4 protein-coding genes are annotated in these 13,967 nt (G+C 41.2%); 1 reads left to right on the top strand and 3 read right to left on the bottom strand.

The genetic code is table 11. The annotated features are described in order from the left end of the window. Positions 1-167 precede the first annotated feature (167 nt). From BN93_RS16490 to BN93_RS18395, 3 genes are read right to left on the bottom strand one after another with little or no spacing between them, the layout of a single operon-like run. Positions 168-3,356 (bottom strand): Eco57I restriction-modification methylase domain-containing protein, encoded by a 3,189-nt coding sequence (locus BN93_RS16490; RefSeq protein WP_019186862.1) that lies wholly within the window; start codon positions 3,354-3,356, stop codon positions 168-170. An 18-nt stretch (positions 3,357-3,374) separates the two neighbouring features. After that, positions 3,375-6,857, bottom strand: a complete 3,483-nt coding sequence (locus BN93_RS02910) for a helicase-related protein (RefSeq protein ID WP_044259651.1) — start codon at positions 6,855-6,857, stop codon at positions 3,375-3,377. Further along, positions 6,839-7,030, bottom strand: coding sequence for a helix-turn-helix domain-containing protein (locus BN93_RS18395; RefSeq protein WP_232211100.1), 192 nt, complete (start codon positions 7,028-7,030; stop codon positions 6,839-6,841). Before BN93_RS18395 ends, BN93_RS02910 begins: the two co-directional genes overlap by 19 nt. Before the next feature lie 1,476 nt (positions 7,031-8,506). Here BN93_RS18395 and BN93_RS02905 point away from each other — a divergent pair. Continuing rightward, positions 8,507-13,825: a DUF4011 domain-containing protein gene (locus tag BN93_RS02905; RefSeq protein WP_044259649.1), complete on the top strand. Its 5,319-nt coding sequence runs from the start codon at positions 8,507-8,509 to the stop codon at positions 13,823-13,825. Positions 13,826-13,967 lie beyond the last annotated feature (142 nt).

The raw sequence follows: 13,967 nt of genomic DNA, 5'->3' as shown, positions 1-13,967 counted from the left end.
GGATGCTTACGCTCAAACTCCTTTATATTTGTAGATTAATCCGTCTTCTTCTGTTCAGTCATAAAGCCTTTAAACATAGGAACGCTGGCAAGGAAAAAAATATTTACCCACACGATTCGTTATAGAGCCAGAATAAATGATAATTGGAGGACAATCCCTCCCAATTATCATTTGGTCTTACTTTTCTTCATACGCCTAAATACCATGTCTTGCAGCGTATTTACAATATAAGCTTCTTCTTTGCCTAATCCAAAGAATTTAAGAACAATAGCATCTATCATTTTATGTTGATTGTCATTGAGCGTTGCTAATATACTCGTATCTATCACTTTATCCTTAACTGTCATATATAGGGCAAAAATTTCAGACGGTTTGTTAAAATTGTAGCAAATAGGTATGCTCTTCAAGTCTGTTGCCTCTGCTTTTAACATTCCGCCTCCCAAGTTTGTTCTTCCTGTAATTTCTCTTAAAAGCCAGAACAATGATGAGTTACAAAATAGCCATATGTTTAAGGTTTCTTCTTGCGACAAATCACCATAAATTTCAACATAACTTGATGTATAGCCAGAGCATTCGTTAATGCTACAGAAATGTGTCCCTATTCCTCTTGGCATTATAAGAAGAGGTTTTTTCCTACTGCTTGAGATGTCGTCTTTACTGACATAACAAGACGAATTATTCCAACTATAGGTTGGACCAATCTCTGATGTATAATACGGATAAGTTCGAGAAGATTGACTATAAACAATATGACTTTTAGTTAGATTTAGTCCTTGTCCAATGCTTATCTTTGAAGAAAGACTTTTATCTTTAAGTTGGCTTATAGTTTCTATAATCCGTAATAGTTTCTGTTCAGCTCTAATGATAACCCCCCACTTGTAGTTATGCAATAATTGAGCGCTTGATAAGAATTCTTTTAGAGTAACATTTTCCGTATCATGCATGGAAAATGTATTACATGGATATTTTTCAAGACTCCCATTACAATGAAAGAACTTAACAGGAAATTTATCATTGCTCTCGTTTCTGTTCCTGATGATGGTTATAATAGTGTTTATATCAGCTGTTTCAAAGTATTTGTACTCAGAATCAATAATTGCATGAACTTTACACTTCTTCAATAAAAAATTCTGAAACAGTTTTCCGTAGTCTGTGGAAAGCCACGAATTTTCAGTGATAAAGACGTTGTACCCATTTGGGCTCAATAATCTCAGCGATAATTCATAGAAGAAAATCAATAAATCTGCACCACGGGGAAAGGCTCTCGCATCTGACAATCTTCTTTTTTGAATCTCACTCTGTAAACTCACCTTTAATGATTCTGGGAAATTTGGACTTCTCGATTCTAAATACGGCGGATTACCAATAACAATATCGAAGCCCTCTTTTGAGGGTCGTGAAAAAACATCGTGGAACCAGGTATGCCAAAGGAAGAACTGACTGTTGGCAGATAAGTCCATATCTTCAAAGTCGATATGAATGCCTTGCTCTACGAGTTCCTGCTTTACAATATCCGCGATTTCTTTTCTCAACTGCACTTTCTTATCATGCTCTGGGCAAGCGTAGTATTCGGCAAGTTTATCGCGTAGATTCTTGCGATAAACATCTAACATGCTATCGAAGATAGTAATGCTCTGCCCTGCACCAACTTTCTTTTCTGTCATAGTTGAGAGGTCAACACCCTTATACTGCTCTAAAAGGGAATTACCCTGCATAATCTTGAAATCAAGGTTTGGGAGTGCCTCTGGTGTCTTTTCGTCCACAATCAGGGCAAGCCAAAAGCGTAGTCGGGCGATGTCAACAGCACCTCGTTCAATGTCAACACCGTAGATATTGTTTTGAATGATGTAGCGTTTTATATTAGCTGCATTTTCTATAATGTTTGGTTCTATCGCAGAACGACAGAAGAACAGCTCACGCAGCAACCCCATAGGAAAAGCTCCTGATCCAATAGCAGGGTCGCATATTTTAACGTCCAAAAGTTTCTGTTCAATATCCGCTTTTAAATCGCCAAGCAGTTCGGCGTCATGCGTTGTAACAAACTTGCGAATATTCTCCTTATCTTCTTCGTTTTGATCGGTTTGCAAATAGGCTATCAAACTCTCACGGCACATGTATTGTACGATTTCCTTTGGTGTATAGAACGCGCCCTTATCCTTATTATCCTCCAAAAGGTTCTCAAAGATGCGTCCAAGCATTTCAGGGTCAACACCGACTTCTGCATCATTGGGATCATTCTCGTCGATGGTAAAGTTGTACAGTGAGAGCATTGTAAGTAAACTATCAAAGTATTCCGCAGGAAATCTTACAGCAAGTTCATCAAGATAATCACGTTCGAAGAGACCACCATTCAAGTAAGGGATTCTACACTTCCGTAATCCTTCAACTTTTGTATCATAAAGGTCACTTTTTTCTGCACGATTACAATCTAATCCTTCTGCAAATAGTCCCTCCAGCACTTCGTCTAAAAAGTTTTCCTTTTGTTTTTCTGTTGCATTCTTGAAGAGGTTCAACATAAAGTTTCGGTCGCCATTACCCCATTCCTCGTTATATGGTACACCGAGCCATCCTTTTTTTTGGAGGAAATGCAAGAATACTATACGACCTAACATTTTCTTTACATAATCACGTACCAGTTTGTCATTGTTGCTGAAACAGGAATATAGAGTAGGATGGGGTTCATGGATAATAGCCTCTACATATTTATTGTCCCTTTTCACATAGCGTTTACCTGTAATGTATTCTACAAACTTATCGTATTCCTCTTTATATTTGCCAAAGAATTCATTAGTAAGAGCCTCAACAGAGAACGCACCCTCAATTTTCGACATATCCAATGTGTCTCTGTTCTCATATAGTTTTATAAAGTTCTCCGCAGCAGTACGACAGGACTGTCCAGGACCCAACAAAAATGTGTATCGCTTACTGTCTGTGACTTCTTTCTGACTACCTTTCTTATGGCAAAAAGTGAAGCGCCAATCCCAACGAGTATCGTTCTCATAGTGAAAGAGCATAAAGGCACTGGAATAGTTCTCCATAACCTTACGGATAAGGCGTTGAATGTTTACGCGGTTTCGCTCCATCATCACACGATCACTAACCGTGACATCGAATATCTGTAGTGGCTGCACTCCTATGTCTATCTGTCCCACTTGCTTGATACTACATATTCCTGTTGCTTCAGCCAATGGTTTTTCCTCGGGACTATTTTCCAAAAGTTCTGTCTCAGAAAGAGTTTCAAACTTATCTTTACCGAAAATGGGGAAAATAACATTATCGACGAATGAGTTCCAGCCTTTATATTGACTGCTTAAATATCCCTTTAAAGCCTCTATACTTAATGTATCTGTATTCATAAGTTTGTCTTTACTATTTTACTTGATGGTTCCTAAAACAATAGATGCTACGCCCTGCTTACTTTCTACGTGAGCAACAAGTTTACCGATCTCACGCTCCAGAATTTCATCAATATCCTGTTGTTTGAGGGCAAAAAGGTTTTGGTTACGATTTTCTAATTCTTGCTTTATCGCCAACAACTTTTTAATGATGTCAAAGTTTCCTTTGTCAACAAGTTTTCGTGCACTCTCCAGAAGTCTCTTTGACTTTGCTGAGATAGTGTCGTTGTCATAGAGTTTTACGATGATTTCCTGTGCCAGCGTACGTTTATCTCCTGCTCTTGATCTTTTAATGCGGACGAAGTGTTGATTATACGCCTTTAAGGCTTCAATCGAAAGTTGCTGCCAGTTATCAGGCAATGGTATGCGCTTAGCATTCTCATCTACTCGCATTTCCTCAAGCAGTTCAAGTAAAGAGATTATCTGAGTACCCTTTCGTCCATCTTCCTCTTTACGCATTCTGATGGCTAGCCGTGCAGAGCGAGGAGCTTTCACAACAAAGTATGCTGTGCCACTTGTAGCCTGTGCCATCTCCCATTCGTCCTCGGCTTGCTCTATCTGCAGATAGCGTTCATGGTGCGTCTTCTTGTATTGTTTTAATTCAAAGATATACTTCTGCAAGGGTGACTCCTCACCGTTAATAGCTTCGACTAGTTCATGATGCACAACCGTTTCCTCTTCCGAGAAAATCTTGCTGTCCTCACCAAAGAGTATATGGAATGATTGTAACTTAGTGTGTGCTTTGCGAACCAACTGTATTTGAGCATCACCTTCAGCACTTGGCATAAAGTTGTAAACATAAACAAATGGCTCTTTACTGCCAATACGGTTTACACGTCCAATACGCTGCATTAAGCGGGTGGAGTTCCATGGCGTATCATAGTTCAGAATAACATTGGCACGATGGAGGTTTACACCTTCAGCTAAGACTTCTGTCGTAATAAGAACATCATAATCATCCTTCCACTCACCATCATAATTGGCATCAAAATTTTCCTCAATCGTATGTTCCAGTTCATCACGGTTAGCAGCAGTAATAGCAAGAACATTGTAGCCCTTTGCTTTAACAGCTCTAACAAGCGATTCAACCGTATCTATTGCTTCCGAGAAGATTACCAACTTTCCTGACGTATTCTTTTGGGGATTGAACAGTTCAGGCTTGATGTTTTCTTTGAAAGCATCAAACTTCGGGTCTTGTGAGTTACGCGCCCATCGGTCATATAGATTAGAAATGAGTCGGAAGTCTTCTTTCAGTTGGGTATAATATTCCTCTTTAAAGTCCTTACGCGTATATTCAGCATTTTGTCCTTTCTCGTTGCGTCCTTGTTCCGTCAGTTTCTTTATTTTACCTCTGATGTCTTCTACGCAATCGCTAAAAGAAACTTTCTTTCCTCGCTTTTTACTCTTTGCCTCGTAGTCAAGTTCTTTGTTTACATCAATTTGTGGACATACAAAGATGGTATCATTCTCCCACATTTTAATCATGTTCTCGGTGTAATGGCGCAAATTCAATAGGGATTGCGTAAAGGCCGTGAACGAACTTTCAAGACGTTTCACAAGAAGGTTCTGCATTATGGTGGCAAGCTGTTTAGCTACATCACTCACACCACGGTTGCCTCGGCCCGTATGTTTCTTTTCGTTGGCTGGATTGGTAAAGTATTCAATGGCACGATAGCGGAAATATTTCAGCCACTCATCCGTCTGTAACTTTTCTGTTTCCGTAGGAGCAATAATCGTCATTGTGTCAGAGAAGAGTTGAGCCAACTCGTCATCCATAACGTATTTAAGATTGTTTGGTCCAACAATCTCTGGGAAGATCAAACCTTGTGCCTTCATATCATCTTCATAGTACTTTTTAACGTCTGTTCTTGTCCTACGTTCGAGGATATCGCTCAGAATACAGTCACGTATTTTTCTTGAGATTGCGTCAAGGCGAGCACGGCGTTCATCTGCTGGTATGTCATGAATAAGTAAGCCAGTCTCATTATCAACTTTTGGTTTACGGATAAGGGTGTCATATTCTCTATTTATGTCAGCAAAGAACTTTTCTATATTTCCTCCTTCAGCCTTCTTTAACGTACTATCATTATGATTACGCTCAAAGAGGTAAATTTGATTCTTCAAATCATTTGGGCGATTATTTTGCGGTGTGGCAGACAAAAGTCCAATATAGGGATATGTACCTGTATTAGAACCAATCTTCTGTATGAGCTGATCAAGTGACTGATACATCTGTGTGGCACTGTTCCTGAACTTATGACTCTCATCAATAATAATGAGCCCATAGTCCTTATCTTGCAGCGTTCCTTCAAATTCGCCAGTATCAGCACTGTCGTCATCGTCATCTTCCCAGCTTTCATCTTCGGTGACATTTCCGATACGTCCAGTTGTGATGAAGTCAATGTATGGAGCAATCTTCTCGTCAGAATCTTTGTCGAACATGGCAATAGTCTTCTTCCAGCCCGATTGAATGGCAGGAGGGGAAATGACCAAAACCTTACGTTCTCTACCATCATCTTCTGGCACGGATAGAAAATGCTTGATGATAAGCGTTCCAATAATTGTCTTACCAAGTCCTACCACGTCAGCCAACATAAAGCCACCATGTTCGCGCATAATGTCAAGACATCGCTTGACGGCTTCTATCTGATATTTCAGTTTATGAATCTTTGATGGTAAATAGGTTTCTATCTGTTGTCCGAGTGATGCGTCGACAACACTCCCAAACTGAATTTGCAACAATTTGATATACTGCTCATAGGGAGTAAATTCTCGAATAGCATTTTCTTGTATGTCGATGTAGATAGGCGACTTCTTGATAATCTGCTCCAAGAACTCCTGTGTCCAGTCTTGTGAGCATTCCCACTTCTCTTCAAACCAACAAATATGCCCTTTCATATTTGATCCATATGTCGGTCGAGCCGTAATACGAGTAGGGTCAGTCTCAAGATAATTCAATTCTGCATTTCCCAATAACCCCTTCTGTGTAAAGTTAGAACTTCCAATGATACCATAAGAAAGAGAAGAGCCAGAGAAGATGTAACATTTAGAATGTAAAAATTCTGCTTCGCCTTTAGCATTTTTGGAATAGACCCGTATCTGCATTTTGCCACAGCTGCAATACTTAAGTAGTAGATTGATAACACTCTTGTACTCATCTTTTATTTCAAGATCGTGTATATCTGTCCTTATAAAGTCGTAAGGATAGCTTGCATCTTTATACTTAGGCTTTGCAAGTAACGAGGTATAAACATAAGGATCTTTACCAATAAGCAACTCTAACGTCGTACCCTCGCACTCTAAAAAACTTGTAAGTTCATCTATGACAAGTGTCATGCCTGGTATGTCCCAATACCCAGTTGCGATCTGAATTTTGTCAACATCTTCAGCTAAGATGCATCTCTTGAGATAGGTCTGCATAGAGAGTGTGTCTGAAGAATTATCTATAAGGCTATTGTGCATAATTTTATTAATTCTTTGGGTGAAACATTTAGTAAATCCGCCACTTTGAAAATGGTGGCAAGGTTGGGTTGTCTGCGATTGCAGACGTAGGCATCTGGAATGCTTAAACTCATACCCAATTCTTTGGCAAGCCATGTTTGGGTAATAACTTGCTTTTTGAAATGTTCTTTAATAAGATTGCTTTACTCCTTTTGGGGCCACATCAAAATGACTGATTGGTTGAACTTAATATTGACTACAAAGGTATGAACTTATAATGAGCAAAACGAAGAAATGGAGAGGTTTATCATTATCCAAAAGGTTTTTCTTGTTAGAGGAGACAGAAAACATCAACACTGTCCCGTTGAAGTGGACTAACAGGTCTTTGAAATGATGGAATTGCAGTCTATTATGTGGTGCTAGAAAATGAAACGGACTTGATTTCGTAACTTTGCAACCAAATTCAAATTACTGCAATGCTCCAAATACGAAGTGCAGGACAAATCTACTCACAAGCTCATCAACTCAAAAACTCATCAAATCAAAAGCTCATCAAATCAAAAGCTCACCTACTCAAAAACTCATCTACTCAAAAGTTCATCAACCCAAAAACCTAAATTATTACCTTTTATTTTACAACATCACTCTAATTTTCGCGCTGTTCTAGCGAAAATATAGGCCATAAAGTAGGTAAATTGCCACTTTTTCTATCCTTTCGCACCTTCCGATATGTTCAATTCTAAGAAAAAGACCTGTATTTTGTACCATTTAGCCTTTCTAGATTGGTTGCCAACTCGTAATTTTCTAAGCCCAATTACACGTTTTTAGCCCCTAAAATCCCACTTTTTAACGACCATTTTGCCTTTTTTTGCCATGTATTTCATGCTTCTAAGAGGTTTTGTTTATACAATTGTGGCGTATATTTATGCTTTTCGTCTTGCATTCAGCAGCATTTTGCACTGCATTTAGCACCATTTTACCTTGCGTTTAGCATCAAAACGCACTGCGTTTAGCACCAAAATGCACTGCGTTTTGCGGCATATTGCACTACATGCTGCTATAAATAGCCCAAAAATTGGTGCAAATGGCGACTGCTTTAAATAAAAATTCATTTTGCCGCATTCGCATGCTACCCTCTTTTTGCATCAAAACAAACCTTCACGAGAATCGATTTTTTGGGGAAGGTGGTCGATTGGTGAGCAAAAAGGCCACTCATAATGTTAAATTTCTTGCTGAAAACAAGACAAACTTACATATTTACTAACTCAAACTCATAAACACATAACCCCACAAACTCATAAACTCACGAATTTACTTTTTTCAAAACAATCCACAGCACCTGTTATTGGCCTTGCAAATAGAGAAATGATGTTGTTTAGAGGTTTAGCGGAGAGCAATAATTGAATTTATGAAAACAAAATGAGGAAATATCAAAACTAATAACTACTTTTGCAGCAATGCACTTTGGTTTGACAAGATAAATATCCTGGATTACGTTAGTGTCGATGGTGATATACAAACCAAGCTGTTTATGGAGCACCTTCTAATGAGGGCCATGCAATAGACACATAACATTTGGCTATAAGCTCATGAGCCTTAGAAAGTTCGTAAACCACATACATAATGTAATATCAACATAAGAATAAAACCCACCATATTTTCATATCGCTATGGTAACTGTCAATATCGAATATCTACCTTCTATCAATTATTCCCTTATCAACAACAGAATAGCTATATGTCAGTCTGTTGAAATCAGTAATAACGAAACGAGTGATTTAAGGGATATTGTAATAGAATGTTCTGGTGAGTTCTTCCAGGACTTCCGTTCAAGTGTCATCGACTCACTTAAAGCAGGCAAGTCGATGCGCTTACAGGGTATGAACTTGTCTCCAATAGCCGCACAAGTTGCAGCGGTAACAGAAAAGACTGCATCCACATTCACCGTCAATGTGTATTCGGATGCACTGTCCGAAACAAAGAAGATATTGTTTACCCATAGCTACGACATAGATATTATGCCGTACGACCAATGGTTGGGAACCAGTATTCTGCCCCAATGCCTTGCCTCGTTTGTTACGCCTAATCATCCCGCGATAAACAACGTTGTAGCTAAGGCAGCGGGCAAGCTGAAAGAAATGTCGGGGTCTTCTGCATTTACCGCATACCAAACAGGTAACACAAATGAGGTGCGAAAGCAGGTGGCAGCCGTGTATGGCGCACTCCATGCCGAGGGCATTGTGTATCGTTCGGTACCTGCATCGTACGAGGTGGTTGGACAACGCATTACCCTACCCGACCAAGTACTTTCCTCTAAACTAGGAAACTGCATAGAGCTTACTCTGCTTTTTGCAAGCGTGCTTGAAGGTTTGGGCATAAACAGCGGTATCGTTCTGCAAGAAGGACATGCCTACCTTGCCGTTTGGTTGGTTGACGACTGCTGCCAGTATAGCGTTTACGATGATGCCTCGTATATCGAAAAGAAATGTGCGGAAGGTATTGATGAGATGCTTGTGCTTGAATGTACACAGGTAACAGCCGAGTCAACTACTTTTGAAGATGCCCAAAGCATAGCTACAAAGCATCTGGCCAACACGGGCATCTTTGAAATGTTCATCGACATTAAGCGTTGTCGTCTGGAGCAAGTACGTCCGCTACCCCAACGCACGATGAACAATGGTGTATGGGAAGTGCCGGCAGAAGGTGTGAGCCATGACGAATGCATACTGAATGTTAAGGAACATTCTCGTTTTGACCTGACGATGCTGATGGACAGCAAACGTGAGGTAACGAAGATGGACATTTGGGAACGTAAGCTCTTGGATTTCTCGTTGCGTAACTCCATGCTTAACCTTTATCTGCGCCAGAAGGCAATTCAGTTTATCTCGTTTGACGTCGACCTCGTTGAAGACTATCTGCAAGATGGAGAAGAATACCTTATTTCTTGCAAGCCTAATGTTGGTTTTAACATCATTGGCGACGAACGTCTTGTGCGTTCTAAATTATTGCCCGAACTACACGAGCTGATAACGAACGACATAAAACACCGTACGCTACACTCGTATCAGACAGAGGCCGAGACACGCTACACGTTGAAGAATATCTATCGCGCATCGAGGAACGCCGTTGAGGAAACTGGCGCAAATGCGTTGTATCTTGCAATAGGTACGCTTAGATGGTTTGAAACAGACATCAGCGAGAAACCGCGTTATGCGCCAATATTGATGTTGCCTGTGGAAATGGTGTATAAGAAGGGCGACTACTATATCCGTACACGTGATGAAGAAATTGCTCTGAATATCACTTTGACAGAGTTCTTACGGCAGAACTTCGACATGACTATTCCTGGACTTAATCCGCTGCCAAAGGATGATCATGGTGTGGATGTGAAGAAAATCTTCGCCATCATACGCGAGGTGCTGAAAAACAAAAAGCGTTGGGACGTAGAAGAAGAATGTATTTTGGGCGTATTCTCGTTCAGTAAGTTCCTCATGTGGAACGACATTCATAACCACAGACAAGAATTGTTGGATAACAATGTGGTGCGTAGTCTTGTGGAACAGAAACTTACGTTTACTCCAACCCAAGTGATGTCGGACTTGAAAGGCAAGGATAAAGAAGTAAAACCATCTGATTTGGCATTGCCTGTTCCGATAGACTCTTCGCAAATGGCCGCTGTAATGGAGGCCGGACAAGGAAACTCGTATATCCTTTACGGCCCTCCTGGAACGGGTAAGTCGCAAACCATTACGAATCTTATAGCCAATGCCTTGTTCCAAGGCAAGCGTGTGTTGTTTGTTGCTGAGAAGATGGCAGCCCTGAGTGTGGTACAAAAACGTTTGGAGAAGATAAATCTTGGTCCATTCTGCCTTGAAATGCACTCAAACAAAATCACCAAGCGCCATGTTCTCGAACAGCTGAAGAAGGCTTTGGATGCCGCTCACATCATACGGCCAGAGGAATATGCACGCATTGCTGACGAACTTTATGAGCAGAGGTGCAAACTGATTGAGTATATAGAGGCCCTGCATGACATAAAGGGAGCGGAAGGCATGTCGCTGTTTGACTGCATCATCAGGTATGAATCCATTAATACTCCAGAGCTTGATGTTGATGCGAACGATGAAGAACTTAAACGGAAGTTCCGAATTGAAAAGATGGACAGCTACTCACATCTGCTCAGTCAGAAGTATCAGGCAATACTTAGTATTACAGGCGCGCCATCAAAGCATCCACTACTTGGACTTAATGTTGTGGAGGACGACTTGGCTGATGTTGGACGTTTGCCTTCGCGTATCAAGTCGGCATCCGAAATACTGCGCAAGGCAGAGGAGAACAGAGAGATGCTTGCGAAAGCTGCGGATATAAAGGCAGACATACTCAGAGACTGCAACGACGGCATATTATCCCAAGATGGGACGGCATTATATAATGAGTGGAGAGGCATCAAGGCTAAATGGTTCTTACCTCGTTTCTTTGCTAAGAGGGGTTTCATTGCCAAGTTAAAGCAGTTTAATAGTTTGATTATTGAACAAGAGGTTGATGCACTTCTCTCTAATTTGCTTAATTATCAGCAGTTGCATGCAGAAATAGTAACAATACAGGATGTTGTTCGTACGCTCTTTGCCGTTAACTTCGAAGACGACAGACTTCCAAGTAATGAGGATTTGAAGGGTTATGGTTCAAGTCTTGACAACTGGCTTAGACATACAGACAAGGCACGAGACTGGTTTCAGTGGTGTGCGTATAAGAAGGAACTTGAAAAGGAAGGTCTTGGTGTGGTAGCACGCCATATTGAATCAGAAACAATTCCTGCGGAAACGTTGAAAGATGCTTTCTTTAAAAGGATCTTCCGAAGTCTTGCTTGTGATAAAATTGCATCGTCACAGGTTTTGAGAACCTTTGAAGGTGCAATATTCGACGAAACCATTTCGCGCTACCAACAACTGACAGAAGAATTCCAAATACTGAGTCAGAAGGAACTTTATGCCAAATTGGCTGCGAATGTACCACATGTAACAGACAGCATCGACAATAGTAGCCCAATTGGTTTTCTCAACAGGAACATAGCCAACGGCGGCAGAGGCATATCTCTTCGCGATTTGTTTGATAACATTAACACACTGTTGCCAAGGCTTTGCCCATGTATGCTTATGAGCCCGATGTCTGTGGCGCAGTTTTTGGATTTGTCACAAAGCAAGTTCGACCTTGTTATCTTCGATGAAGCGTCACAGATGCCTACAAGCGAGGCAGTAGGTGCCATTGCGCGCGGCAAGTCTGTAATCGTAGTGGGCGACCCCAAGCAGATGCCGCCAACAAGTTTCTTCTCATCAACGAGTGTTGGCGAAGAAGAGGCCGACATAGACGACCTTGATAGTATTCTCGACGACTGCCACAGCCTGGGAATACCTTCGCTACAATTGAACTGGCACTACCGTTCAAAACACGAATCGCTAATTGCCTTCTCCAATAATGAGTACTACGATGGCGAACTGATTACATTCCCGTCTATTGACGACCAGACTACAAAGGTAAAGTATTGCTATGTGGATGGCGTATACGACAAGGGTGGACGCCGTTCGAACAAGAAGGAGGCAGAAACCATTGTGGCCGACATCGTCAAGAGGTTGCAAAGCATCGATCATGCCAAGTACAGCATTGGCGTAATTGCATTCAGTCAGGTACAACAAAACCTAATTGAGGACTTACTGACCGAAAAGCTTGACAAGGACCAGAAACTAAGAGAGGCTGCCGACGAGTTGTACGAGCCTATATTTATAAAGAACCTCGAAAACGTACAGGGTGACGAACGCGACATCATCTTGTTCTCTATCGGCTATGGTCCAGATAAAGACGGCAAGGTGTCTATGAACTTCGGACCCTTGAACAACAATGGAGGAGAAAAACGACTGAATGTAGCAGTAAGTCGTGCTAGAAGAGAAATGATTGTATATTCGTCTTTGAAGGCATCGCACATTGATTTGAAACGAACCAAGGCTCGCGGAGTGGAGGGTTTGAAACATTTCTTGGAATATGCCGAGCAACAGATACTAATTCAGGCAGCCAATGCCCACAAGGACAGTTCAGACCGCGTAATCTCTGAGCAAATAGCCAATGCGCTCAGGGCTCGCGGCCACAATGTAAACACCAACGTAGGACGTTCTAACTTTAAAGTCGACGTGGCCATTGCAGATTCTGCTGATAGCGGCAATTATTCTATGGGTATTCTACTTGATGGTGAGGTTTACCACAATACCCAAACCACAAGAGACCGCGAGATTGTTCAGCCAACGGTATTGAATATGCTTGGTTGGAAAATAATGCGCGTATGGAGCGTAGATTGGATTAACAATCCCGAACGTGTTATCGCGCGTATCGAAAAAGCTCTACAACAAAAGTCAAAGCCAATAGAAACACCAGTTGGCAATGCCACTTTCGACGTTACAAAAGAAGAGGTGGAGGAAATAGAAAGCAATGAGCAAGACTATCAGGTATATAATGGTCTGGAGAACACTGGTTCCATGAGCGACGAGGTACTTGCAACGAAGATTCTTTCATGCGAGCAGCCTATGACACTGATGTATTTATGCAGATGTATGTGCGCGCATAGGGATAGCACAAGAGTCACCCCTACACTGTTGGCCTCGGTTAAGGATATTGCAGACAGGCAAATGTTTGTTCAAACCCTAGGTAATTCTACCATATTGTGGACCGACAAGGCGCACGCAGATGCTTTCAGCGGTTATAGGCAGGCTCACGGACGAGACATAACCGAAATTCCCCTAATTGAAATAATGAATGCAATAGCACTCACTGTGCAAGAGCAGCTATCTATCAAGACCGATGCACTAACGCTTCTTGTTGCAAAAAAGTTAGGCTTTGCCCGCCGTGGTGCAAAAGTAGACCAAGCTCTAAAAGAAGGCTTAGAAATGCTTTTAAACACAAAGTGCATCGTAGAGTCTGACGGCATAGTAAGATTGCCAGAATAAGAACAGGCATAATGGAAAGAGAATTGTTTGAACGCAGAGCCCGAAAAGCAAGCAGCTTTCTTGATGCAATGCAGGGTTAACGCATTGGTCATTACCAATACCCCGACAATTTAGCTTTTGACAGTCAGCAAAGATTAACTTC

The sequence above is a fragment of the Prevotella conceptionensis 9403948 genome, assembly GCF_000312305.1.
Taxonomy (GTDB): domain Bacteria; phylum Bacteroidota; class Bacteroidia; order Bacteroidales; family Bacteroidaceae; genus Prevotella; species Prevotella conceptionensis.
The sequence above is the reverse complement of the archived record's forward strand: the minus strand, read 5'-3'. Positions and strand labels throughout refer to the sequence as shown.